Here is a 25,220-nt window from a genome sequence, read left to right as displayed (position 1 = left end):
ACAGCCCCGGCTTTTTGACACAGCCAGAATGACTTTGTGTATCGTCTTCGTTTTGGGCTACCATGGCGGCCCGGTGAAGCGATTCGCTTCCAAACTACATTATCATAATGACAAATTAACATAGTCTGAACATACGGCGCCTTATGATTGTTTTCTCCTCGTTACAAATTCGTCGCGGCGTACGCGTCCTGCTGGACAACGCCACCGCTACCATCAACCCTGGCCAGAAGGTCGGTCTGGTGGGGAAAAACGGCTGCGGGAAATCGACGCTGCTATCGCTTTTGAAAAACGAGATAAGCGCTGACGGCGGCAGTATGACCTTTCCCGGCAACTGGCAGCTGGCTTGGGTGAATCAGGAAACCCCGGCCCTGCCGCAGCCGGCAATCGATTATGTCATTGACGGCGATCGTGAATATCGCCAGCTGGAAGCCGCGCTCCAGCAGGCTAACGAGCGCAACGACGGCCATGCCATCGCCACCGTCCACGGCAAGCTGGACGCCATCGACGCCTGGACCATCCGCTCCCGCGCCGCCAGCCTGCTGCACGGCCTGGGTTTCAGCAATGAACAGCTTGAGCGGCCAGTCAGCGATTTTTCCGGCGGCTGGCGTATGCGCCTTAATCTCGCGCAGGCGCTGATCTGCCGCTCCGATCTGCTGCTGCTCGATGAACCGACTAACCACCTCGACCTTGATGCGGTGATCTGGCTGGAGAAGTGGCTGAAGGGCTACACGGGGACGCTGATCCTGATCTCCCACGATCGCGATTTCCTCGATCCTATCGTCGACAAAATTATCCACATCGAACAGCAGACGATGTTTGAGTACACCGGCAACTACAGTTCGTTTGAAGTGCAGCGCGCCACCCGTCTCGCTCAGCAGCAGGCGATGTACGAAAGCCAGCAGCAGCGTGTCGCGCATCTGCAAAGCTATATCGATCGCTTCCGCGCCAAAGCCACCAAAGCCAAGCAGGCGCAGAGCCGTATTAAAATGCTGGAGCGGATGGAGCTCATCGCCCCGGCGCACGTGGATAACCCGTTCCACTTCAGCTTCCGCCAGCCGGAGAGCCTGCCTAACCCGCTGCTGAAGATGGAGAAAGTCAGCGCCGGCTATGGCGAGCGTATTATCCTCGACTCCATCAAGCTCAATCTGGTGCCGGGGTCGCGTATCGGTCTGCTGGGCCGCAACGGCGCCGGGAAATCGACGCTGATTAAGCTCCTGGCTGGCGAACTCCAGCCCGTAAGCGGGGAGATCGGCCTCGCCAAAGGCATCAAGCTCGGCTACTTCGCCCAGCATCAGCTGGAGTTTCTGCGCGCCGATGAGTCGCCGCTGCAGCATCTGGCGCGCCTGGCGCCGCAGGAGCTGGAGCAGAAGCTGCGCGATTATCTGGGCGGCTTTGGTTTCCAGGGTGATAAGGTCAGCGAAGAGACCCGCCGCTTCTCCGGTGGAGAAAAGGCGCGTCTGGTGCTGGCCCTGATCGTCTGGCAGCGCCCTAACCTGCTGCTGCTCGACGAACCGACCAACCATCTCGACCTCGATATGCGTCAGGCTTTAACCGAAGCGCTGATCGACTTTGAAGGGGCGCTGGTGGTCGTATCGCACGATCGCCACCTGATCCGCTCCACCACCGACGATCTGTACCTTGTCCACGATGGCAAAGTCGAACCGTTCGACGGCGATCTGGAAGATTATCAGCAGTGGCTCAGCGACTCGCAAAAACAGGAGTCCCAGAGCGGCGACGCGCCAAAAGAGAGCGGCAACAGCGCGCAAGCGCGCAAAGACCAGAAGCGTCGGGAAGCGGAGCTACGCAGCCAGACCCAACCGCTGCGCAAAGAGATCGCCCGTCTGGAAAAAGAGATGGATAAGCTCAACGCGCAGCTGGCCAGTGCAGAAGAGAAACTTGGCGACAGCGAACTCTACGACGCCTCGCGTAAAGCAGAACTAACTGAATGCCTGCAGCAGCAGGCCAGCGCGAAATCCGGGCTGGAGGAGTGCGAAATGGCCTGGCTGGAGGCACAGGAGCAGCTGGAGCGCATGCTTCAGGAAGGCTAATCGCCGCGTCATCATTCTGCCTGCGCCTACTACGGCGCGGGCAGAGTGTATTTCTGCCCGCCCTCGCGGTCTGGCCATCAGTGACATCAATGGTTTGTTGTGGTGTAACCTGGCGTCACTGGCCACAAGACCACATATTGGCTAACTCCTGCGCGCCCTGCGCGGTATAGTCATCATCACGTTTATTAATTATTCTGGTGCTATGGTTGAAATCATCCCCACAGACATGACGCCCCCCGAAAACGATTCGCGTGAGTTCCATCCCATGCGCGGCGTGGGCAATCGTCATCTGCAAACCATGCTGCCGCGGCTGATCCGCCGTAAATTGCGCTTTACCCCGCACTGGCAGCGCCTTGAGCTGCCAGACGGCGATTTTGTCGATCTCGCCTGGAGCGAAGACCCGCACCAGGCGTGCCACAAGCCGCGCCTCGTCGTCTTTCATGGTCTGGAAGGGAGTCTGCACAGCCCGTATGCCCATGGACTGATCCACGCGGCGATGCAGCGCGGCTGGCTTGGCGTAGTCATGCATTTTCGCGGCTGCAGCGGCGAACCTAACCGCAATCACCGCATCTATCACTCCGGCGAAACGGAAGATGGCACCTGGTTTCTGCACTGGCTGCAGCGCGAGTTTGGCCCCGCGCCGACCGCCGCCGTCGGCTATTCGCTGGGCGGCAATATGCTGGGCTGCCTGCTGGCAGAAGAAGGCGACCGCTGCCCGCTGGATGCGGCGGTAATCGTCTCCGCGCCTTTCATGCTGGAAGCCTGCAGCTATCATATGGATAAGGGCTTCTCGCGGGTTTATCAGCGCTACCTGCTCAATCTGTTAAAAGCCAACGCCTCACGCAAGCTGAAAGCGTATCCTGGCTCGCTGCCCGTCGATTTACGTCAGCTCAAAGGGATGCGCCGCATCCGGGAATTTGACGATATGATCACCGCCAAAATCCATGGCTTTGCCGATGCGCTGGATTACTACCGGCAATGCAGCGCCATGCCGCGGCTCAGCGATATCACTAAGCCGACGCTCATCATTCACGCGAAAGACGATCCGTTTATGGACCACCATTCCATTCCCCCGCAGGAACAACTGCCGGCGAACGTCGAGTATCAATTGACTGAACAAGGCGGCCACGTTGGCTTCGTCGGCGGCACCCTGCGTAAACCGGAGATGTGGCTGGAAAGACGCATTCCCGACTGGTTAAACCGCTGGCTGGAGGTTCCCGTATGATTATTCCCTGGCAGGATCTGGATCCCGAAACGCTGGATAACCTGATTGAAAGCTTTGTGTTACGTGAAGGCACCGATTATGGTGAACATGAACGTTCACTTGCCGATAAAGTCGCCGATGTAAAACAGCAGCTGAAACGCGGAGAGGCAGTCCTCGTGTGGTCGGAACTGCATGAGACGGTCAATATTATGCCGCGCGCGCTGTTTAACGGCTAAGGCGACGCCACTACATCGTTTAACCAGGGAGTTGTTATGTCTGCCAAACATCCGGTGATCGCCGTCACAGGCTCCAGCGGCGCGGGCACTACCACCACCAGCCTCGCCTTTCGCAAAATCTTCGCGCAGCTAAATCTGCACGCTGCGGAGGTGGAAGGCGACAGCTTTCATCGCTACACCCGCCCGGAAATGGACATGGCGATCCGCAAAGCGCGGGATCAGGGCAAACATATCAGCTACTTTGGCCCGGAGGCGAACGACTTCGGTCTGCTGGAACAGACCTTTGTCGACTATGGCCGCCATGGCAAAGGTCAGTCGCGTAAATACCTCCACACCTATGACGAAGCCGTGCCGTGGAATCAGGTGCCGGGAACCTTCACCCCGTGGCAGCCGCTGCCGGAGCCGACGGACGTGCTGTTCTATGAGGGGCTGCACGGCGGGGTTGTCACGCCGCAGCATGATGTCGCCAGCCATGTCGACCTGCTGGTCGGGGTCGTGCCTATCGTTAATCTCGAGTGGATCCAGAAACTCATTCGCGACACCAGCGAGCGCGGCCACTCCCGGGAGGCGGTGATGGACTCCGTCGTCCGATCGATGGAAGATTACATCAACTTCATCACCCCGCAGTTTTCCCGCACCCACATCAACTTTCAGCGCGTGCCGACGGTGGACACCTCCAACCCGTTTGCCGCGAAAGCGATCCCCTCTCTGGACGAGAGCTTTGTGGTGATCCATTTCCGCAATCTGCAGAACATCGACTTCCCCTGGCTGCTGGCGATGCTACAGGGCTCGTTTATCTCGCACATGAACACCCTGGTGGTGCCGGGCGGTAAAATGGGGCTGGCGATGGAGCTTATTATGGCGCCGCTGGTCGAACGCCTGATGGAAGGCCGCAAGATCGGCTAACAGAAGAAACCCCGGCCAGGCCGGGGTTAAGAAAATTCACAACAGCAGGCGAAGACTACGCCTCGATCACTTCATAGGAGTGGGTGATCTTCACCGCTTTTTCCAGCATCAGCGCCACCGAGCAGTATTTCTCTGCCGACAGATCCACCGCACGGGAGACCGCGGCATCTTTCAGCGCCTTACCGGTGACGATAAAGTGCAGATTAATATGCGTGAACAGGCGCGGCGCCTCTTCCCGGCGTTCAGAGGTCAGCTTCACTTCGCAGTTAGTCACCTCATGGCGACCTTTTTGCAAAATGGAGACCACATCGATCGCACTGCAACCGCCCGCCGCCATCAGCACCATCTCCATCGGGCTGGGCGCCTTATCCCCGGAGTTGCCATCCATCAGAATCTGGTGTCCTGACGCGGACTCCCCGATAAAGGTTAACCCTTCAACCCATTTCACACGCGCTTGCATAAAATTTAACTCCAGTATCGCAATATTCTTGTCAGATTACGCGCACATAACAATTCTCGCAACGGAAGGCGACCTGCGTCATGCTGAAGCGAGACACCAGGAGACATGCGGCGAAAGCTATGCTAAAACAGTCTGGATGCTACAGTAATACATTGATGTACTGCATGTATGCAGAGGAGTTCACATTACGGGCTGTCGAAAAATCATCAGCCAGCTTCCCAGGTATAGGGAAACAATACGATTGCATGCCCGGACGCCGTGTAGTGTCGGCGCCCGGAGATAGCTTATAACAGAGGATAACCGCGCATGGTGCTTGGCAAACCGCAAACAGACCCTACCCTTGAATGGTTCTTGTCTCATTGCCACATTCATAAGTACCCATCAAAGAGCACGCTGATCCACCAGGGTGAGAAAGCAGAAACGCTGTACTACATCGTTAAAGGCTCCGTGGCTGTACTCATCAAGGATGAAGAAGGTAAAGAGATGATCCTCTCCTACCTCAACCAGGGCGATTTCATCGGTGAATTAGGCCTGTTTGAAGAGGGTCAGGAGCGTAGCGCCTGGGTACGGGCGAAAACCGCATGTGAAGTGGCCGAAATCTCTTATAAGAAATTCCGTCAGCTGATCCAGGTGAACCCGGACATTCTGATGCGTCTCTCTTCGCAAATGGCTCGCCGTCTGCAGGTGACGTCTGAGAAAGTGGGCAACCTCGCCTTCCTCGACGTGACAGGCCGTATCGCCCAGACGCTGCTGAACCTGGCGAAGCAACCCGATGCCATGACCCACCCGGACGGTATGCAAATTAAAATTACCCGTCAGGAAATTGGTCAGATCGTCGGCTGCTCTCGTGAAACCGTTGGCCGTATTTTGAAAATGCTGGAAGATCAGAACCTGATTTCCGCCCACGGTAAAACTATCGTCGTCTACGGTACCCGTTAAGTTGCTAAGCGGCGTATTGCTCCTGCAGTACGCCGTTTTTGTTTTTCCCTCATGTGGCGCAGGCTGATTTACCACCCGGAAGTTAACTATGCACTGCGGCAAACGCTGGTGCTGTGTCTGCCTGTGGCCATCGGTCTTCTGCTCGGCCATCTCCAGCAGGGGCTCCTGTTCTCCTTAGTCCCCGCCTGCTGCAACATCGCCGGCCTCGACACCCCGCATAAGCGCTTTTTTAAACGTCTGATTATCGGCGGCTGTCTGTTTGCCGGATGCAGCCTGGTGGTGCAGCTGCTGCTCGCCCAGGCGATTCCCCTGCCGCTTATTCTCAGCGGCCTGGCGCTATTGCTCGGCGTCACCGCGGAGATCAGTTCGCTGCACGCGCGCCTGCTGCCCGCGTCGCTGATCGCCGCCATTTTTACCCTCAGCCTGGCGGGCAATATGCCCATCTGGGAGCCGCTGATGATCTACGCCTTCGGCACGCTATGGTACGGCGTGTTTAACTGGTTCTGGTTCTGGCTGTGGCGTGAACAGCCGCTGCGGGAGTCGCTCAGTCTGCTCTACCGGGAACTGGCCAATTATTGCGAAGCCAAATATAGCCTGTTGACCCAGCATACCGATCCCTCGACCGCCCTGCCGCCGCTGCTCATCCGCCAGCAGAAGGTGGTCGATTTAATCACCCAGTGCTATCAGCAGATGCATATGCTGGCCGCCAACCAACGTAACGACCACAAACGTCTTCTGCGGGCGTTCCAGATGGGGCTGGATCTACAGGAGCATATTTCGGTCAGCCTGCATCAGCCGGAAGAGGTGCAAAAACTGGTAGAACGCAGCCATGCCGAAGCGGTGATCCGCTGGAACGCGCAGACCGTCGCCGCCCGTCTGCGGGTGCTGGCGGATGACATGCTCTATCATCGCTTTCCGCAGCGCTTCCAGATGGATAAACAGATCGGCGCCCTGGAAAAGATCGCCCGCCAGCATCCGGACAACCCGGTCGGCCACTTCTGCGCCTGGCACTTCAGCCGCATCGCCCGGGTGCTGCATACCCAGCGCCCGCTGTATGCCCGGGATCTGATGGCTGACAAAGAGCGTCGTTTACCGCTGTTTCCCGCGCTAAAAAACTATCTGTCGCTGAAATCGCCCGCGCTGCGCAATGCCGCCCGCATCAGCGTGATGCTGAGCATCGCCAGCCTGATGGGCAACGCCCTGCATTTGCCGAAGCCCTACTGGATCCTGATGACGGTGCTCTTTGTTACCCAGAATGGCTATGGCGCCACGCGGGTTCGTATTGTCCACCGGGCGGCGGGGACGCTCGCCGGCCTGATCATAGCCGGGCTGACCTTGCACTTTCACGTTCCGGAGAGCTACACCCTGAGCGGGATGCTGCTGATCACACTGCTCAGCTATCTGATTATCCGCAAACACTATGGCTGGGCGATGGTGGGCTTTACGGTGACGGCGGTATATACCCTGCAGCTGCTGACGCTCAACGGCGAACAGTTTATTATCGCCCGGCTGATCGACACGCTGATCGGCTGCCTGATCGCCTTCGGCGGGATGGTCTGGCTGTGGCCGCAGTGGCAGAGCGGCCTGCTGAAAAAAAACGCCCACGATGCGCTGGAGGCCGACCAGCAGGCGATTCGCCTGATCCTCAGCCCCGATCCCAAAGCGCCCGCGCTGGCCTATCAACGTATGCGCGTTAATCAGGCGCACAACGCGCTCTACAACTCCCTGAATCAGGCGATGCAGGAGCCGGGGTTCAATACCCACTACCTGGAAGATATGAAGCTATGGGTGACGCACAGCCAGTTTATCGTCGAACATATCAACGCCATGACCACCCTGGCCCGGGAGCATACGATGCTCACCCCGGATCTTGCCCAGCGCTATCTCGAATCCTGTGAGATTGCCCTGCAGCGCTGTCAGCAGCGGCTGGACAGCGATGGCCCCGGCAGCACAGGGGATGTCAATATTATGGAGTCACCGGAAAGCGAGGTGCCGATCGGTCCGTTGAGCACCCTGGAGCAGCATCTGCAACGCATTCTGGGCCATCTGAACACCATGCACACTATCTCGTCTGTAGCATGGCGTCAGCGGCCGCATCATGGCATCTGGCTACGGAAGATCAGCCGTTAATCACCTTTGCCACGGCCTGGGCAAAGCGCGCCATACCCTCGGCGATATCCTGCTCTTCGATGATCAGCGAGGGAACAAAACGCATCACATCCGGCCCGGCGTTAAGCACCATGACGCCGGCTTCCGCAGCGGCATAGAGAAAATCGCGCGCGCGGCCCTTGTGCTGCGGCTTAAGTTCGGCGCCAATCAGCAGGCCCATCCCGCGAATATCACTGAACAGATCAAACTCGGCATCCAGCTGCTGCAGGTGTTTGACGAACAGTTCGCGTTTCGCGTTCACGCCATCCAGCACCGCCGGAGTATTGATCAGATCGAAAGCGGCGTTGGCGACCGCGCAGGCCAGCGGGTTGCCGCCGTAGGTTGACCCATGGGAACCGGCATGGAAGGCGCTGGCGATCTCGTGGGTGGTCAACATGGCGCTGACCGGGAAGCCGCCGCCTAGCGCTTTCGCGCTGGTGAGAATATCCGGGGTTACGCCATAGTGCATATAGGCGAACAGCGATCCGGTACGCCCCATACCACACTGCACTTCATCAAAGACTAACAGCGCCTGGTGCTGATCGCACAGTTCGCGCAGTCCCTGCAGGAACGCCGGCGTCGCTGCCGTCACGCCGCCTTCGCCCTGAATCGGCTCCACCACCACCGCGCAGGTGTGGTCATCCATCACCGCTTTTACCGCCTGCAGGTCGTTGAAGGGAACATGGACAATATCCGCCGGTTTAGGGCCGAAACCATCGGAGTACTTCGGCTGCCCACCGACCGAGACGGTAAACAGAGAGCGGCCATGAAAGGCATTATGGAAGGCGATGATTTTGGTTTTATATGGGCTATGGCGGGTCACCGCATAGTGACGCGCCAGCTTAAAGGCTGTTTCATTGGCTTCGGTACCGGAGTTCATAAACACCACTCGCTCGGCGAAGGTGGCATCGACAAGCTTACGTCCCAGGCGCAGCGCTGGCTCATTGGTAAAGACGTTGCTGGTATGCCACAGCGTTTCGCCCTGCTCGTGAAGCGCCGCCACCAGCGCCGGGTGGCAATGGCCCAGCGCCGTTACCGCGATACCGCCGGCGAAATCAATATACTCTTTGCCCTGCTGATCCCAGACGCGGCTGCCTTTCCCCTTTACCGGGATGAATTCTGCCGGTGCATAAATTGGCAAAATAACTTCATCGAATGTGGCGCGGGTGATTGCCGGTTGTTCAGTTGCCATGTCTTGCCCATCCCTCTTCGTTATGCAGATATGATTATGATAATATAATCACAAAATATGCATAAAAAGTCAGTCAATGGCAACCGAAATCACCGCTTAATAAAGTTCGCCAGCAATTGATGGCCCTGTTCGCTAAGGATGCTTTCCGGATGGAACTGCACGCCCTCGAGATCCCAGTCGCGATGACGAATCCCCATGATCTCACCGCTGGCGCTGCGGGCGGTGACGATAAACTCAGGCGGCAGCGTCGGCGGGTCAATCACCAGCGAATGATAGCGGGTCACCGTCAGAGGATTATTCAGCTCCTGAAACACCCCTTCGCCGTTATGCTCGATAAGCGAAGTTTTTCCATGCATCACCTGCGCCGCCCGCACAATGGTCGCGCCAAACGCCTGGGCTATCGCCTGATGCCCGAGGCAGACGCCCAGCAGCGGCGTTTTTCCTGCATAGTGACGGATTACTGAGAGGGAAATCCCCGCTTCATCCGGCGTACAGGGACCGGGCGAAATCACCATCTTCTCCGGCGCCAGCGACGCTATCTCCTCCAGCGTCAACGCATCGTTGCGCCTGACCAGCACTTCCGCCCCCAGTTCGCAAAAGTACTGATACAGATTCCAGGTGAAAGAGTCATAGTTATCGATAAGCAGGATCATAGCGGCTCCGGAACAATCAAACCGGGCTATTCTACTCAGATTCCCGCGCTTCGCTTACCACTTTGCGAAAGATCGCCGCCAGCGGGTCCGGATCGCCCATCGCGCCCTGCTGGCAGGCGGTGCTCCAGGCGGCAGGATCGACGTCACGCCAGTCAAGAAGGTAGCCGGCATGTATCGCCAGCTGTTCAAAGAAAATGCGCTGGGTCAGGCCATTGCCGAGACGAAAAGGGTGCAGCACATTAATTTCACCATAGAACCAGCTCAGGCGTTCGATAAAGGTATCCCGCGGCAGGCCGAAGAGATAATCCTCCTGCTCCAGGGCCTGCATCAGGGCGTTTCCTTCCTCTTCGATGCGGGCAAAGTGACAGAACGGCGTATCGCCCAGGTAGAGGTTCACTTCACGCAGCCTACCCGCCCAGTCAAACAGATCCTGATACAGCTGATGATGAATAGCGCACAGATAGGGTAAGCCGCGCACCCGCGGACCCAGCGGCAGGGTAGCCGCCCGCAGCGATGTCATCTCCAGGGCAGCCTGCTGCAGAGTGTTGGCCTGGCGGATGCCGAGGCGGTTGCGCAGGACGTTCAGGGCCGGATAGAGGTAAGGATCGCGTTCATCGCCAAATTTATCGCTCATACTCCCTCCGCAGCGTCGCGAGGCGCGCCTGCGCCTCCTCGGCAGTCAGCGTAACCAGTGGCACCGATACGCCTTCGAGGCGACGGCTGGCCTGAAAATTGCTATTACGTGTCTGTTCCCAGAGTCGGGATTTTTGCTTATCGGTGAGTGGACGCATCGTCGCCCCCTTATCGTCCCCTGTGTGCCACAAGTATAAGCAGCAATTACAGGTTATGCCGGGAGGCAACCGGCGCGGCGATAGACTACCGCGCCGTGGGAAGATTAGGGCAGCACTTTCGCAGAGAGGATAACAACCGGTTTAGTCGGCACATTCTGGTATGGGCCGACGTTATGGGTCTGAACCTGGGAGATCTTATCCGCAACGTCCATGCCTTTCACTACCTTGCCAAACACCGCATAGCCAAAGTCGCGCTGGCCATGGTCGAGGAAGGCGTTATCCGCCACGTTGATGAAGAACTGGCTGGTGGCGCTATCCTGATCGGCGGTACGCGCCATGGCGATGGTGCCGCGGGTGTTGCGCAGGCCGTTGTCTGCTTCATTTTTGATCGGCGGGTTAGGCTGTTTCTGCTGCATCTGCTCGTTGAAGCCGCCGCCCTGCACCATGAATCCCGGGATCACGCGATGGAAGGTAGTGTTGTTGTAGAAGCCGCTGTTAACGTACTTCAGGAAGTTATCCACGGAAATCGGGGCTTTCTGGCTGTTTAACTCAAGCTCAATGTTACCTGCCGAGGTGGTCAGCAGCACATGCGGATCGCCCTTTGCCGCCATGGCCGGGGAGAACGCTGAAATGGCGAAAACGGCAGCCATCGCCGCCAGTGTTGATTTGAGCATGGAAAATCCTTAACGGAGCAGAATAAAAGCGAGTGCCTTGATTCTAAAGAGCCTTTGCATCCTGGGCCAGCCTTTTACCAAATTTTACTTAGCTGTAATAATTGTAACCGCGCAAACGTTCTCTCTGGCGTCGAAAAAACGTGATTCAAGTCACATTAAAACATGCAAAAGATAACGTATTTCACAATAAACATTTAATTACATCACCTGAACGACTAAAATCTGTCCGCCCGGCGCGGCGTCAACGCGCTTTACCTTTCTATTCACAGGCCAGTCATGACTAACAGCAACCGTATTAAGCTCACATGGATCAGCTTCTTCTCCTACGCCCTGACCGGCGCGTTGGTGATCGTCACCGGGATGGTGATGGGTAACATTGCGGATTATTTCCATCTGCCCGTTTCCAGTATGAGCAACACCTTTACCTTTCTGAACGCCGGTATTCTGATCTCCATCTTCCTCAATGCCTGGCTGATGGAGATCGTGCCGCTGAAAACTCAGCTGCGTTTTGGCTTTATTTTGATGGTGCTGGCGGTGGCCGGCCTGATGCTCAGCCACAGCCTGGCGCTGTTCTCCGCATCAATGTTCGTTCTCGGCCTGGTGAGCGGGATCACCATGTCGATCGGGACCTTCCTGATCACCCATATGTATGAAGGCCGTCAGCGCGGGGCGCGTCTGCTGTTTACCGACTCCTTCTTTAGCATGGCGGGAATGATTTTCCCGATGGTCGCCGCAGTCCTGCTGGCGCGCAGCATCGAGTGGTACTGGGTCTACGCCTGTATCGGTCTGGTGTATGTCGCTATTTTCGTCCTGACATTCGGCTGTGACTTCCCGGTACTCGGCAAAAAAGCGCAGAGCGAAAACAGCCAGCCGGTGGTGAAAGAGAAGTGGGGCATCGGCGTGCTGTTCCTCTCCGTCGCGGCGCTGTGCTATATCCTCGGTCAGCTGGGCTTTATCTCCTGGGTACCGGAATATGCCAAGAGCCTTGGCATGAGCCTCGGCGATGCCGGTAAGCTGGTGAGCGATTTCTGGATGTCCTACATGATCGGCATGTGGTCATTCAGCTTTATCCTGCGCTTCTTCGACCTGCAGCGCATCTTAACCGTCCTCGCCGGCCTCGCGACGGTGCTGATGTACCTGTTTATCAATGGTTCGCCGGAGCATATGCCGTGGTTTATTCTGACCCTGGGCTTCTTCTCCAGCGCCATCTACACCTCGATCATTACGCTCGGTTCGCAGCAAACTAAAGTCGCTTCACCAAAGCTGGTGAACTTTATCCTCACCTGCGGCACCATCGGCACCATGCTGACTTTCGTGGTCACCGGCCCGATTGTGGCGGCCAGCGGTCCGCTGGCCGCGCTGCACACCGCTAACGGCCTCTACGCCGTGGTGTTCGTGATGTGCTTTATCCTCGGCTTCGTCTCCCGTCACCGCCAGAACAACGCTCAGGCGGCGTCTCACTAAGCCTTCGGCCCCTTTGCGTCCGCAAGGGGGCTGTTTCTCATAAAAGAAAGCTCCTCGCCACCGCGGTCGGTCTGGATCCAGGTTTGCGCCAGTTGGGTGGTCGCAATCACCCTTCCCTCGCGAATTGACCAGCGCACCGGCACCTGGCAGCGTACCGCCTCAAAGCCATTCTCCGCCGGCAGAATGATCAGGTTAGCCGGATTGCCGCTGACAATGCCGTAATCCGTCAGGCCAAACGTGCGGGCGCTGTTGTCGGTGACAAGCTGCAGGCCGTCGTTAATTTGCTGGTAGCCCATCAGCTGGCAAACGTGGAGCCCCATATGCAGGACCTGCAGCATATTACCGGTCCCCAGCGGGTACCACGGGTCAAAGACATCATCATGACCAAAGCAAACGTTGATCCCCGCCGCCATCAGCTCCTTCACCCGGGTAATGCCTCGTCGCTTCGGGTAGTCGTCAAACCGGCCCTGCAGATGAATATTGACCAGCGGATTGGCGACAAAATTGATGCCGGAGAGCTTAAGCAGGCGGAACAAGCGCGAGGTATAAGCGCCATTATAGGAGTGCATGGCGGTGGTATGGCTGGCCGTCACCCGCGGCCCTATTCCCGCTTTTAACGCCAGCGCGGCAACGGTTTCCACAAAGCGCGACTGTTCGTCGTCAATTTCATCGCAGTGAATATCCAGCGGGCGGTCATATTTCCGCGCCAGTCGGAAAGCGATATGCAGCGATTCCACCCCATATTCACGGGTGAACTCAAAGTGCGGGATCGCCCCAACGACATCCGCCCCCAGCTTCAGGGCCTCTTCCAGCAGCGCCTCGCCGTTGGGGTAAGAGAGGATCCCCTCCTGCGGAAAAGCGACAATCTGCAGCTCGACCCATGGCGCCACCTCCTGTTTGACCTCCAGCATCGCCTTCAGCGCCGTCAACGTCGGATCGGAGACATCGACATGGGTACGGACAAACTGCACGCCATTGGCGATCTGCCACTTGAGGGTTTTCCACGCCCGGGCTTTAACGTCTTCATGGCTGAGCAGCGCTTTCCGCTCCGCCCAGCGCTCAATCCCCTCAAACAGAGTGCCGGACTGGTTCCAGTTTGGCTCGCCGGCCGTCTGGGTGGTATCCAGATGGATATGCGGCTCAATAAAAGGCGGGATCGCCAGCCCGCCGCGAGCGTTCAACACTTCGTAGCTTTCGTCCCGCGCCTCCCCCATCGGCGTGATCTCGCCAAAGCGCCCCTTATCTATCGCTATCTGCCACAGGCCGTCGCGGTCTGCCAGGCGTACGTTCTGAATCAACCAAAGCGGCGCTGCTGTCATATCAACCTCTCCATTCAATACGGCTTGTTTTCTACTCAACCCCAATCGCGACCCACCCAATTCTTGTACACAAAATCAGCAAAAAGGAAAAGTCAGCGTTTTCCACAACTTAGAAAAATACAGACAAATCAATTATATACCCATTAAGTGGTAGGTGAAGTTGTCATTGATTTGCATCAATAAGCCTGATGGCTGAATCGTTAAGGTAGGCGGTAATAGAAAAGAAATCGAGGCAAAAATGAGCAAAGTCAGAATCGCTATTATCGGTAACGGCATGGTTGGCCATCGCTTTATCGAAGAGCTTCTTGATAAGGCGCCTGCCGGACAATTCGACATTACCGTGTTCTGTGAAGAGCCGCGTATCGCCTACGACCGTGTCCACCTGTCGTCTTATTTCTCCCACCATACCGCAGAAGAGCTGTCGCTGGTCCGCGAAGGTTTCTATGAGAAACACGGCGTCAAGGTGCTGGTCGGCGAAAGGGCCATCACCATCAACCGCCAGGAGAAGGTGATCCACTCCAGCGCCGGGCGCACGGTGTTCTACGACAAGCTGATCATGGCGACCGGCTCATACCCCTGGATCCCGCCGATTAAAGGCGCGGAAACCCAGGATTGCTTTGTCTATCGCACCATTGAAGATCTCAACGCCATTGAATCCTGCGCCCGTCGCAGTAAACGCGGCGCGGTGGTCGGCGGCGGTCTGCTCGGCCTCGAAGCCGCAGGCGCGCTGAAAAACCTCGGCGTGGAAACCCATGTTATCGAGTTCGCGCCGATGCTGATGGCCGAGCAGCTCGACCAGATGGGCGGCGAGCAGCTGCGGCGCAAAATTGAAAGCATGGGCGTGAAAGTTCACACCAGTAAAAACACCAAAGAGATCGTTCAGCAGGGCATCGAGGCGCGCAAAACCATGCGCTTCGCCGACGGTAGCGAGCTGCAGGTCGATTTCATCGTCTTCTCTACCGGGATCCGCCCGCGCGATAAACTGGCCACCCAGTGTGGGCTGGCGGTTGCCCAGCGCGGCGGCATCATGGTCAACGATAGCTGCCAGACCTCCGACCCGGATATCTATGCCATCGGCGAATGCGCCAGCTGGAACAACCGCGTGTATGGCCTCGTCGCGCCGGGTTATAAAATGGCCCAGGTGGCCGTCGATCACCTCCTCGGCAGTGAAAACAGCTTCACCGGCGCCGACCTCAGCGCCAAGCTGAAGCTGCTGGGCGTGGACGTGGGCGGCATCGGCGATGCCCACGGCCGCACGCCGGGCGCCCGCAGCTACGTCTATCTTGACGAAAGCAAAGAAGTCTATAAGCGTCTGATCGTCAGCGCCGACAACAAAACCCTGCTCGGCGCGGTGCTGGTCGGCGACACCAGCGACTACGGTAACCTGCTGCAGCTGGTGCTCAACGCCATTGAGCTGCCGGAGAATCCGGATTCGCTGATCCTCCCGGCCCACGCCGGCAGCGGCAAACCGTCGATCGGCGTCGATAAACTGCCGGACAGCGCGCAAATCTGCTCCTGCTTTGACGTCAGCAAAGGCGACCTGATCGCCGCCATTAACAAAGGCTGCCATACCGTCGCGGCGCTGAAAGCGGAAACCAAGGCCGGTACCGGCTGCGGCGGCTGTATCCCGCTGGTCACCCAGGTGCTCAACGCCGAGCTGGCGAAACAGGGCATCGAGGTCAACAACAACCTGTGCGAACACTTCGCTTACTCCCGCCAGGAGCTGTTCCACCTGATCCGCGTGGAAGGCATCAAAACCTTCGACGAACTGCTGGCCAAACACGGCCAGGGCTACGGCTGTGAAGTTTGTAAACCAACCGTCGGCTCCCTGCTGGCCTCCTGCTGGAATGAGTACATCCTCAAGCCTGAGCACACGCCGCTGCAGGACACCAACGACAACTTCCTCGCCAACATCCAGAAAGATGGCACCTACTCGGTCATTCCGCGCTCCGCGGGCGGCGAAATCACCCCGGAAGGGCTGGTCGCCGTGGGCCGTATCGCTCGTGAATTCAATCTGTACACCAAAATCACCGGCTCCCAGCGCATCGGCCTGTTTGGCGCGCAGAAAGACGACCTGCCGGAGATCTGGCGGCAGCTGATTGAAGCGGGCTTCGAAACCGGCCACGCCTACGCTAAAGCGCTGCGGATGGCGAAAACCTGCGTCGGCAGCACCTGGTGCCGCTACGGGGTCGGCGACAGCGTCGGCTTCGGCGTCGAACTGGAAAACCGCTACAAAGGCATCCGCACCCCGCACAAAATGAAGTTCGGCGTCTCCGGCTGTACCCGCGAATGCGCGGAAGCCCAGGGCAAAGACGTCGGGATCATCGCCACCGAGAAAGGCTGGAACCTGTACGTATGCGGTAACGGGGGGATGAAGCCGCGCCATGCCGATCTGCTGGCCGCGGACCTCGATCGCGAGACGCTGATTACGTATCTCGACCGCTTTATGATGTTCTACATCCGCACCGCCGATAAGCTGACCCGCACCGCGCCGTGGCTGGACAACATGGATGGCGGGATCGACTATCTGCGCAGCGTGATCATCGATGACAAGCTCGGTCTGAACGACCATCTGGAAGAGGAGCTGGCTCGCCTGCGCGCCGCCTTCGCCTGCGAGTGGACCGAGACCGTCAATAACCCGGCGGCGCAGACTCGCTTCAAACACTTTATCAACAGCGACCAGCGCGACCCGAACGTTCAGGTGGTGCCGGAACGTGACCAGCATCGCCCGGCCACGCCGTATGAGCGTATCCCGGTTACTCTGGTGGAGGAAAAAGCATGAGCCAGTGGGTAAACATCTGCAAAATTGACGACATCCTGCCCGCCACCGGCGTCTGCGCCCTGCTCGGTCAGCAGCAGGTGGCGATCTTCCGTCCGTACCATGACGACAGGGTGTTCGCCATCAGCAATATCGATCCATTCTTCAATGCCAGCGTGCTGTCCCGCGGGATTATCGCTGAGCATGACGGCGCCCTGTGGGTTGCCAGCCCGCTGAAAAAACAGCGCTTCCGCCTGAGCGACGGCCTGTGTATGGAAGATGCCAGCCACTCTATCGCCCGTTTCGACGCCCGGGTAAAAGACGGCCACGTTCAGCTTAAAGCGTGAGTCCCGCTTCCTCCCCCCGGTCACGGGGGGAGATATAAGTAACACTTCTGACCGACAGCGCATGAGTGCGGGATATGTCGCATGTTTTGTATTACCTTTGCTGCTATTCTACGACCACTCACTTTCTACCCCTTATTTTTATGAGGTTATTCTGTGGATCACTTACCCATATTCTGCCAGTTACGCCAGCGGGATTGTTTACTGGTTGGCGGCGGGGATGTCGCCGAACGCAAGGCCCGTCTGCTGCTGGATGCTGGCGCAAACGTCACGGTCAATGCGCTCGACTTTACCCCTCAGTTTCAGGTGTGGGCCGATTCACAGATGCTGACCCTGGTGCAGGGGGAGTTTATCCCCTCGCTGCTGGACAACTGCTGGCTGGCCATCGCCGCTACCGATAATGAAACGGTAAACCAGCAGGTCAGCGACGCGGCCGAAGCGCGGCGTATTTTCTGTAACGTGGTGGATGCCCCGCGCCAGGCCAGCTTTATCATGCCGTCGATCATCGACCGCTCGCCGCTGATGGTCGCCGTCTCCTCGGGCGGGACATCACCGGTGCTGGCGCGCCTGCTGCGCGAGAAGCTGGAGTCAATCTTACCCCTGCATCTTGGTCAGCTGGCCCGCTACGCCGGCCATCTGCGCGCTCGCGTCAAGCAGCAGTTTGCCACCGTAGGCGAACGCCGACGGTTCTGGGAGAAGCTGTTCGTTAACGACCGCCTGGCGCAGTCGCTGGCCAATGATGATCGGCAGGCGGTGGCGGATACCACCGAGCAACTGCTGACCGAGCCGTTAGAGCATCGCGGCGAGGTCGTCCTGGTTGGCGCCGGCCCCGGTGACGCCGGGCTGCTCACGCTCAAAGGCCTGCAGCAGATCCAGCAGGCCGACGTGGTGGTCTATGACCGACTGGTCTCCGACGACATCATGAATCTGGTGCGCCGCGATGCCGACCGGGTGTTCGTTGGCAAGCGCTCAGGCTATCACTGCGTGCCTCAGGAGGAGATCAACCAGATCCTGCTGCGCGAAGCGCAAAAAGGAAGACGCGTGGTCCGGCTGAAAGGCGGCGATCCCTTTATCTTTGGCCGCGGCGGAGAGGAGCTGGAGACCCTCTGCGAGGCGGGCATCCCCTTCTCGGTTGTGCCAGGCATCACCGCCGCCTCCGGCTGCTCCGCCTACTCGGGGATCCCGTTGACCCATCGCGATTTCGCCCAGGGCGTGCGCCTGGTCACCGGCCATCTGAAAACCGGCGGCGAGCTGGACTGGGCGAACCTGGCGGTGGAGAAGCAGACCCTGGTGTTCTACATGGGTCTGAACCAGGCGCCGGCGATCCGCGAGAAGCTTATCGCCCACGGCATGGCGGAAGATATGCCTGCCGCCATCGTCGAGAACGGCACCGCCGTGACGCAAAAAGTGGTCAGCGGCACCTTAGGACAGCTGGATATTCTGGCGCAGCAGATGGCCAGCCCGGCGCTGATCATTGTCGGCCGCGTGGTCGGCCTGCGGGATAAACTGAACTGGTTCTCGAACCACTAACCTTCGCCTCGCGGCGTGAACGACAGGCATAAAAAAGGGCGGGATAATCCCGCCCTTTTTAGCTGTTGCGTCGCTTACGGCTTGGCGACAAAGCCAATCGCTTCGTATACCGCTTTCAGGGTTTGAGAAGCCCGCGCGCTGGCCTTTTCTGCACCGTCTTTCATCACCTGATTGAGAAACGCTTCGTCGTTACGGAAACGGTGATAGCGCTCCTGCAGGTCAATCAGCATGCCCGATACCGCGTCGGCGACTTCGCCTTTCAGGTGGCCATACATTTTGCCTTCGAAGTGCTGCTCCAGCTCAGGAATGGTTTTCCCGGTGACCGCGGAGAGGATATCCAGCAGGTTGGAGACGCCCGCTTTCTCTTTCAGGTCGTAGCGCACCACCGGCGGCTCGTCGGAATCGGTGACCGCACGTTTGATCTTCTTGACCACCGATTTCGGGTCTTCCAGCAGGCCGATGACGTTGTTGCGGTTGTCGTCGGACTTGGACATCTTTTTCGTCGGCTCCAGCAGCGACATCACGCGCGCGCCGGATTTAGGGATAAACGGCTCAGGCACTTTAAAAATATCGCCATAGATGGCGTTAAAACGCTGGGCAATATCGCGACTCAGTTCAAGGTGCTGTTTCTGATCTTCGCCCACCGGAACCTGGTTGGTCTGGTACAGCAGGATGTCAGCGGCCATCAGTACCGGATAATCAAACAGACCGGCGTTGATGTTCTCCGCGTAGCGCGCGGACTTGTCTTTAAACTGGGTCATGCGGCTCAGTTCGCCGAAATAGGTGTAGCAGTTCAACGCCCAGCCTAACTGGGCGTGTTCCGGCACGTGCGACTGAACGAAGATAGTGCTTTTCTGCGGGTCGATGCCGCAGGCCAGATACAGCGCCAGGGTGTCCAGCGTCGCCTTACGCAGCTGCTGCGGATCCTGGCGCACGGTGATGGCGTGCTGGTCCACGATGCAATAGATGCAGTGGTAATCGTCCTGCATGTTTACCCACTGACGCAGCGCACCCATGTAGTTGCCAATGGTCAGTTCACCTGAGGGCTGTGCGCCACTAAAAACGATGGGCTTAGTCATGTTTCAATTCCTGAGTTTCACTGTGCGGTAACCCGAGAGCGGGTAAGAGTTCATTAAACTGGTCGAAGAGATAGTCCGGCTCGCTCAGCGCAAGCGGTTCGCCATAGTTATAACCGTAGGTCAGGCCAACCGAGCAGCAGCCAGCCGCTTTGGCCGCCTGAATATCATTACGTGAATCGCCGACGAACAGCAGCGCCTCCGGCGTCAGGCCGAGCTTTTGCGCTACCAGCAGCAGCGGTTCCGGATGCGGCTTTTTGTTCTGGACGTCATCGCCGCCGATCACCACGGTAAAATATTTCGCAATATCGAGCGCGTCCAGCAGCGGGGCGACGAACGGCGTCGGCTTATTGGTCACCAACGCCAGCGGCAGACCTTTGCCCTGCAGCGCGCCGAGCGTATCGGCCACTGCCGGAAACAGGAAACTGCCCTCTTCCGCCGCTTCGGCGTAATAGCGGTCAAACAGTTTACGCAAAATGCGCAGCTGTTCGTCTTGCGGAATATCATGATCGTCGACGGAAGGCTTGCCCATCGCCGCACGTAACGTGGCACGCTCCTGGCGAGCCCAGCTCAGCGCCCGCTCCATCAGGACATCGGCGCCGTTGCCGATCCAGGTTACGACGCGCTCTTCTCCCGCCACCGGCAGTTCCAGGGCGTAGAGGGCGTTATCAACGGCGGCGGTCAGACCCGGCGCGCTGTCCACCAGCGTGCCGTCGAGATCAAACGCGATGCCGCGGATCGCCTGTAATTTATCCATGACTCACCTTCGCTAATTCACTACGCATTTGATCAATCACTTTCTTGTAGTCCGGCTGGCCGAAGATCGCCGAACCGGCAACGAACATATCCGCGCCCGCTGCGGCGATTTCGCCGATATTGCTCGCTTTCACCCCGCCATCCACTTCCAGACGGATGTCGTAGCCGGACGCATCGATGCGCTGGCGCACTTCACGTAGTTTATCCAGCGTCTGGGGAATAAAGGACTGGCCGCCAAAGCCCGGGTTAACCGACATCAGCAGGATCACGTCCAGTTTATCCATCACATAATCGAGATAGCTCAGCGGCGTCGCGGGGTTAAACACCAGGCCCGCTTTACAGCCATGCTCTTTGATAAGCTGCAGGCTGCGGTCGACGTGTTCGGAGGCTTCCGGGTGGAAGGTGATGATGCTGGCGCCAGCTTCGGCAAAATCAGGAATGATGCGGTCGACCGGCTTCACCATCAGGTGGACGTCGATCGGCGCGGTAATACCGTAGTTACGCAGCGACTTCAGCACCATCGGGCCAATCGTCAGGTTCGGCACGTAGTGGTTGTCCATGACGTCGAAGTGCACGACATCCGCACCCGCCGCCAGCGCCTTCGCGGTATCCTCACCCAGACGGGCAAAATCAGCCGACAGAATCGAAGGGGCAATCAAATACTGCTTCATCCGCATCTCCTTGAAATTTATTTGGTCTTAGGCGGACGGTAGAGCGCTAAGAGCTCGTCCACCTTTTTACGCGTACCACCGTTGCTGCTGATGCTGCGCCGAACCTTCACAATATGCGTTTCTGCCGCGTTTTTATACCACTCCTGCGTCAACGGCGTGCGGTGGTTGGAAATCAGCACCGGGATCCGTTTCTTCATCAGCGACTCCGCCTTTTGCGCCAGCAGCACCTGTTGCTCCAGGTTGAAGCTGTTGGTGTGGTAGGCGGTAAAGTTCGCCGTCGCCGTCAACGGCGCATAGGGCGGATCGCAATACACCACCGTGCGGCTATCCGCACGCTGCATGCACTCTTCATAAGATTCGCAGTAAAACTCAGCGTTTTGCGCCTTGTCGGCAAAATGATAGAGCTCAGCCTCGGGGAAATAGGGCTTCTTATAGCGGCCAAACGGCACATTGAACTCGCCGCGCAAATTGTAGCGACACAGGCCGTTGTAACCGTGACGGTTCAGATACAGGAACAGCACCGCGCGACGCAGCGGGTCCTGGCTCTGATTGAACTCATCACGGTACTGGTAGTAGCGCTCAGCGACGTTATTTTCCGGGGTAAACATCTCGCGGGCGGCAGCGACGTACTCGTCGGTGCGCAATTTGACGATGTTGTACAGGCCGATTAAATCACTGTTGATATCCGCGAGGATATAACGAGAAAAGTCGGTATTGAGAAATACCGACCCGGCGCCCACAAAGGGCTCGATTAAGCACTCACCTTCCGGCAAATGCTTTTTAATATCGTCAAGCAGGGGGTACTTCCCCCCTGCCCACTTTAGAAAAGCGCGATTCTTTTTCATGCTGCCTAACTAATTACACGTTCTCCGGCTGTGGAGAAAGCTCCGACAGCATCCTGCGCTTAAGACTACCCCACGGCATTATTTCAGATCAGCCTGAACCTGATGCAGTGGTTTTGCCCATGGATTTTTCGCCTGCACGTCCGGCGGCAGCGAGGTGACCGCGCGTTTCGCTTCATCTTTCGATGAATAGATACCGCTCACCAGCACGTACCACGGTTGGCCGTTACGCGATGTTTCATAGACAACATATCTGTCCAGCTTCTCTTTCTTCGCCCAGTTGTTCAGGTTTTCATAGTTAGAGGAGCTGCTGAGCTGCAGGGTATAGTTACCCGACGGCGCAGATTTCATCGAGCTGACGTCGCCTGCCGTTTTACCGCTCTTCGCCGCCGGCGCTGCCGCGGCCGCCGTTGCGGCTGGCGCAGCAGTGGTGGTGGTTGCTGGTGCTGCAGGTTTACTCTGCGCGGTGGCTACCGGTTTGCTTTCCGCGACGGTCGTTTTCGCCGGGGCAGTGGTCGCCGCGCTTTCAACATGCTTCGGCTGAACCGGCTTCGTTTCTACCGGCGCTTTTGCCACCGCCTGTGGTTTCGGCTGCGGCTTCGCTTCGATGACGGTGTGCTTACGCTCAGCCGGACGCGGCGTTGCCGCCGTCTGACGTTCGGTCGTCTGGCGCGGCGCCGCGGTGCCACTGGCGCCATTACGGATCGGCGCGACGGTTGCCGGTTCAGTTGGCAGCGTCGAGTTAGCTACGGCGCCGTCCAGCTGGCCCTGCTGCTGGGTCAACGCATTATTCAGATCGCCCTGAACTTCAACGCGCTGCTGGCCCTGCGGCTCTGCCGCGGCCTGGCCCTGGGTCGGGTTCGCGGCAATAGGCGGTACCGTGACGTCCTGCTGTGTGGTGGTATTGGCGGCAGTCTGATCCTGGCCGGCAGCTGGCGTGCTGGTGGACTGGTCGTCAGACAGATTAATGCTCTTCTCGCCGGAAGCGGTCTGCTGGCTGGAAGAAGATGGCGATTTCAGCGCGGAACCGATACCCACGATTAACAGCAACAGTACCAGAATGCCCACGCCCATCATGATGTACTGGCGGGAAGCGGGTTTCGCCGGCGCTTTTTTACGCTTACGCGGACGACGCTCTACAGGCTGCTCTTCGAGCATCTCCTCATCTTCCGCATCCAGTTCTTCTTCGAATTCTTCCTCTTCACGCTCACGACGGGCCTTGCCGGCGCGCGTCGGACGGCCTTCATCGGCATCAAGATCGACATCGTCAAAATTGATCTGCGGATCGGCATCACGCTCGGAAGACTGACGGGAACGACCAGCACGACGATCGTTGCGATCGGCTTTCATATCGTCTTCTGGTTTGAAATCATCCATTTAACACCCCACTAAAAGGCTTATGCTCACGATTATTGCACATCACCCGAAATGATAACGCCGCGCGAACGCGGCCAGACCTTCTTATTGTTGCGCCTGCTGAGTGTCAGCAATCGCGCCAAGAACCACATCGTGCGGCACTCCGCCGCGCAGCTCGCTGCTTCCTATTGCGAGCGGGAGCACCAGCCGCATTTCGCCAGCCAGTACTTTCTTATCGCGCATCATATGGGGCAAATACGCCTGCGCACGCATTTCCTGCGGGCCGCGTACCGGTAAGCCTGCACGCTTGAGCAGATCGATAAGGCGCTGAGTATCCTGCGCGCGGAACTGCCCCAGCTGTTCGGACGTATGCGCCGCCATCACCATACCTGCCGCCACCGCTTCGCCGTGCAGCCAGTTACCGTAGCCCATTTCCGCTTCGATAGCATGGCCGAAGGTATGTCCAAGATTGAGTAAAGCACGTAACCCGGTTTCACGCTCGTCGGCAGCCACAACTTCCGCTTTCAGCTCACAGCAGCGGCGAATGCAGTACGCCATGGCCTTTTCATCCAACGCCAGCAAGGCATCAATGTTGTTTTCCAGCCAGCTGAAGAAGGCGCCGTCGAGGATCACCCCATACTTGATGACCTCAGCCAGTCCGGAAGCGAGTTCGCGCTTCGGCAGCGTCTTCAGACAGTTAAGATCAACCACCACGGAAACCGGCTGCCAGAAGGCGCCAATCATGTTTTTGCCGAGAGGGTGGTTCACTGCGGTTTTGCCGCCGACCGACGAGTCGACCTGCGACAGCAGGGTGGTAGGGACCTGGATAAAACGCACGCCGCGCTGATAGCTTGCCGCGGCGAAACCGGTTAAATCACCGATAACACCGCCGCCGAGCGCCACCAGCGTGGTGTCGCGGCCATGGGGTTTTTGCAACAGCGCGGTAAATACGGTATCCATCACCGCCAGGCTTTTATACTGCTCGCCGTCGGGCAGGACTACGCTGTCAACGTTGACCCCTGCCTGCTCAAGCGCAGAGCGGACGGTATCCAGATAAAGCGGCGCCAGCGTTTCGTTGGTGACCAGCATAGCCTGGTCGCCCGACTTAAGTGGCAGGAAGGAAGCTGGATCGTTGAACAAACCAGCCGCGATGGTAATCGGGTAACTACGTTCCCCGAGGGTAACAGTAAGCCTCTCCATAACGCGACATCCACCTCAGTGACTTTTACTCTGACGCACTTTTATTAAGCCAGAATCAGTTGCTTTCCAGCATATGAATAATCTGGTTCGCGACGACTTTCGCACTCTGATCGTCTGTGCGGATAGTCACATCGGCGATCTCTTCATACAGCGGGTTACGCTCGTCAGCCAGCGCTTCCAGTACTTCACGAGGCGGCGCATCGACTTGTAGCAAAGGACGCTTTTTATCGCGCTGCGTACGGGCCAACTGCTTCTCGATCGTTGTTTCCAGGTAGACCACCACGCCGCGGGCGGAGAGACGGTTACGCGTTTCACGGGATTTTACAGAGCCGCCGCCAGTCGCCAGCACAATTCCCTGTTTTTCCGTCAACTCATTGATAATTTTTTCTTCACGGTCGCGGAAGCCTTCTTCGCCTTCAACATCGAAGACCCAGCCCACATCAGCGCCAGTGCGTTTCTCAATCTCTTGATCGGAATCGTAAAATTCCATGTTGAGCTGTTGGGCTAACTGGCGCCCAATAGTGCTTTTGCCGGCACCCATAGGCCCAACCAGAAAGATATTGCGTTTCTCTGCCATTTTTTCGGTACTACTAAGACTATTCGTTAATGATAAACCCGCTTCGCAGACACCCAGCGCCGCAGGGCATGAACTG

Annotated in this window: 24 protein-coding genes; 10 read left to right on the top strand and 14 right to left on the bottom strand. The window is 57.9% G+C overall.

The genetic code is table 11. The annotated features are described in order from the left end of the window. The first annotated feature begins 143 nt into the window (after positions 1-143). The 4 genes from ACQUTP_RS16780 (at position 144) to ACQUTP_RS16765 (ending at position 4,394) form a co-directional block, all read left to right on the top strand. On the top strand, positions 144-2,048 hold the full coding sequence (locus ACQUTP_RS16780; protein WP_017899944.1) for an ABC transporter ATP-binding protein: 1,905 nt from the start codon (positions 144-146) through the stop codon (positions 2,046-2,048). A gap of 226 nt (positions 2,049-2,274) precedes the next feature. Then, positions 2,275-3,273 carry a hydrolase gene (locus ACQUTP_RS16775; protein WP_072140368.1) on the top strand — a complete coding sequence of 333 codons (999 nt, stop codon included), beginning with the start codon at positions 2,275-2,277 and terminating at the stop codon, positions 3,271-3,273. After that, positions 3,270-3,488, top strand: coding sequence for a YheU family protein (locus ACQUTP_RS16770; protein WP_002920151.1), 219 nt, complete (start codon positions 3,270-3,272; stop codon positions 3,486-3,488). The genes ACQUTP_RS16775 and ACQUTP_RS16770 overlap by 4 nt, the downstream gene beginning before the upstream one ends. A 36-nt stretch (positions 3,489-3,524) precedes the next feature. Next, the gene (locus tag ACQUTP_RS16765; RefSeq protein ID WP_004202201.1) at positions 3,525-4,394 is read left to right on the top strand and encodes a phosphoribulokinase; all 870 of its coding nucleotides are present in this window, start codon (positions 3,525-3,527) and stop codon (positions 4,392-4,394) included. A 55-nt stretch (positions 4,395-4,449) separates the two neighbouring features. Here ACQUTP_RS16765 and ACQUTP_RS16760 read toward each other — a convergent pair whose 3' ends face one another. Next, positions 4,450-4,854 (bottom strand): OsmC family protein, encoded by a 405-nt coding sequence (locus ACQUTP_RS16760; protein ID WP_004202200.1) that lies wholly within the window; start codon positions 4,852-4,854, stop codon positions 4,450-4,452. A 306-nt stretch (positions 4,855-5,160) separates the two neighbouring features. Between ACQUTP_RS16760 and crp the strand changes: the two genes are divergently transcribed. Further along, complete coding sequence (gene crp, locus ACQUTP_RS16755; protein ID WP_000242758.1) at positions 5,161-5,793, top strand: cAMP-activated global transcriptional regulator CRP; 633 nt, start codon at positions 5,161-5,163, stop codon at positions 5,791-5,793. Between the two features lie 51 nt (positions 5,794-5,844). Next, positions 5,845-7,923 carry a YccS/YhfK family putative transporter gene (locus ACQUTP_RS16750; protein ID WP_080841251.1) on the top strand — a complete coding sequence of 693 codons (2,079 nt, stop codon included), beginning with the start codon at positions 5,845-5,847 and terminating at the stop codon, positions 7,921-7,923. On the opposite strand, the gene argD is transcribed toward ACQUTP_RS16750, so the two are convergent. The 5 genes from argD to ppiA form a co-directional block, all read right to left on the bottom strand. Then, positions 7,913-9,133, bottom strand: coding sequence for a bifunctional acetylornithine/succinyldiaminopimelate transaminase (gene argD / locus ACQUTP_RS16745; protein WP_004202198.1), 1,221 nt, complete (start codon positions 9,131-9,133; stop codon positions 7,913-7,915). The genes ACQUTP_RS16750 and argD overlap by 11 nt on opposite strands. An 89-nt stretch (positions 9,134-9,222) precedes the next feature. Further along, positions 9,223-9,786, bottom strand: a complete 564-nt coding sequence (pabA, locus tag ACQUTP_RS16740) for an aminodeoxychorismate synthase component 2 (protein WP_004202196.1) — start codon at positions 9,784-9,786, stop codon at positions 9,223-9,225. A 31-nt stretch (positions 9,787-9,817) separates the two neighbouring features. Beyond that, positions 9,818-10,420: a putative adenosine monophosphate-protein transferase Fic gene (locus ACQUTP_RS16735; protein WP_004202195.1), complete on the bottom strand. Its 603-nt coding sequence runs from the start codon at positions 10,418-10,420 to the stop codon at positions 9,818-9,820. Next, entirely contained in the window at positions 10,410-10,577 is a 168-nt protein-coding gene (locus tag ACQUTP_RS16730; RefSeq protein ID WP_004202194.1) for a YhfG family protein, read from the bottom strand. Before ACQUTP_RS16730 ends, ACQUTP_RS16735 begins: the two co-directional genes overlap by 11 nt. A gap of 104 nt (positions 10,578-10,681) precedes the next feature. Further along, on the bottom strand, positions 10,682-11,251 hold the full coding sequence (gene ppiA, locus ACQUTP_RS16725; RefSeq protein ID WP_002920238.1) for a peptidylprolyl isomerase A: 570 nt from the start codon (positions 11,249-11,251) through the stop codon (positions 10,682-10,684). 276 nt (positions 11,252-11,527) lie between these two features. Here ppiA and tsgA point away from each other — a divergent pair, with 276 nt between their 5' ends. After that, positions 11,528-12,715 carry an MFS transporter TsgA gene (tsgA, locus tag ACQUTP_RS16720; protein ID WP_004202192.1) on the top strand — a complete coding sequence of 396 codons (1,188 nt, stop codon included), beginning with the start codon at positions 11,528-11,530 and terminating at the stop codon, positions 12,713-12,715. Here the strand turns inward: tsgA and ACQUTP_RS16715 are convergent. Further along, entirely contained in the window at positions 12,712-14,034 is a 1,323-nt protein-coding gene (locus ACQUTP_RS16715; RefSeq protein ID WP_004202190.1) for a cytosine deaminase, read from the bottom strand. The genes tsgA and ACQUTP_RS16715 overlap by 4 nt on opposite strands. 238 nt (positions 14,035-14,272) lie before the next feature. On the opposite strand from ACQUTP_RS16715, the gene nirB reads away from it, so the two are divergent. From nirB to cysG, 3 genes are all read left to right on the top strand, one after another. Continuing rightward, the gene (gene nirB / locus ACQUTP_RS16710) at positions 14,273-16,816 is read left to right on the top strand and encodes a nitrite reductase large subunit NirB (RefSeq protein ID WP_285756262.1); all 2,544 of its coding nucleotides are present in this window, start codon (positions 14,273-14,275) and stop codon (positions 16,814-16,816) included. Beyond that, the gene (gene nirD / locus ACQUTP_RS16705; RefSeq protein ID WP_004202186.1) at positions 16,813-17,139 is read left to right on the top strand and encodes a nitrite reductase small subunit NirD; all 327 of its coding nucleotides are present in this window, start codon (positions 16,813-16,815) and stop codon (positions 17,137-17,139) included. The genes nirB and nirD overlap by 4 nt, the downstream gene beginning before the upstream one ends. Positions 17,140-17,292: 153 nt before the next feature. Then, the gene (cysG, locus tag ACQUTP_RS16700) at positions 17,293-18,666 is read left to right on the top strand and encodes a siroheme synthase CysG (RefSeq protein ID WP_004202185.1); all 1,374 of its coding nucleotides are present in this window, start codon (positions 17,293-17,295) and stop codon (positions 18,664-18,666) included. A gap of 74 nt (positions 18,667-18,740) precedes the next feature. On the opposite strand, the gene trpS is transcribed toward cysG, so the two are convergent. The 7 genes from trpS to aroK all read right to left on the bottom strand — a co-directional run bounded on the left by trpS (position 18,741) and on the right by aroK (position 25,144). Further along, positions 18,741-19,745 (bottom strand): tryptophan--tRNA ligase, encoded by a 1,005-nt coding sequence (gene trpS / locus ACQUTP_RS16695; protein WP_023319242.1) that lies wholly within the window; start codon positions 19,743-19,745, stop codon positions 18,741-18,743. Further along, complete coding sequence (gph, locus tag ACQUTP_RS16690; protein WP_004202180.1) at positions 19,738-20,499, bottom strand: phosphoglycolate phosphatase; 762 nt, start codon at positions 20,497-20,499, stop codon at positions 19,738-19,740. Before gph ends, trpS begins: the two co-directional genes overlap by 8 nt. Continuing rightward, positions 20,492-21,169 carry a ribulose-phosphate 3-epimerase gene (gene rpe, locus ACQUTP_RS16685; RefSeq protein ID WP_004202179.1) on the bottom strand — a complete coding sequence of 226 codons (678 nt, stop codon included), beginning with the start codon at positions 21,167-21,169 and terminating at the stop codon, positions 20,492-20,494. The genes gph and rpe overlap by 8 nt, the downstream gene beginning before the upstream one ends. Positions 21,170-21,186: 17 nt before the next feature. Beyond that, complete coding sequence (dam, locus tag ACQUTP_RS16680; protein WP_004202178.1) at positions 21,187-22,014, bottom strand: adenine-specific DNA-methyltransferase; 828 nt, start codon at positions 22,012-22,014, stop codon at positions 21,187-21,189. Positions 22,015-22,092: 78 nt separating this feature from the next. Further along, on the bottom strand, positions 22,093-23,388 hold the full coding sequence (gene damX / locus ACQUTP_RS16675) for a cell division protein DamX (protein WP_004202177.1): 1,296 nt from the start codon (positions 23,386-23,388) through the stop codon (positions 22,093-22,095). Positions 23,389-23,472: 84 nt separating this feature from the next. Then, positions 23,473-24,567 carry a 3-dehydroquinate synthase gene (gene aroB, locus ACQUTP_RS16670; RefSeq protein WP_048325903.1) on the bottom strand — a complete coding sequence of 365 codons (1,095 nt, stop codon included), beginning with the start codon at positions 24,565-24,567 and terminating at the stop codon, positions 23,473-23,475. A gap of 55 nt (positions 24,568-24,622) precedes the next feature. Beyond that, positions 24,623-25,144, bottom strand: a complete 522-nt coding sequence (gene aroK / locus ACQUTP_RS16665) for a shikimate kinase AroK (RefSeq protein WP_002920267.1) — start codon at positions 25,142-25,144, stop codon at positions 24,623-24,625. Between the last annotated feature and the right edge of the window lie 76 nt (positions 25,145-25,220).

Source organism: Klebsiella sp. 2-CIP_Kleb. (assembly GCF_050378715.1).
GTDB classification, from domain to species: Bacteria; Pseudomonadota; Gammaproteobacteria; order Enterobacterales; family Enterobacteriaceae; genus Klebsiella; species Klebsiella quasipneumoniae.
This window is presented reverse-complemented; position numbering and strand designations above follow the sequence as displayed.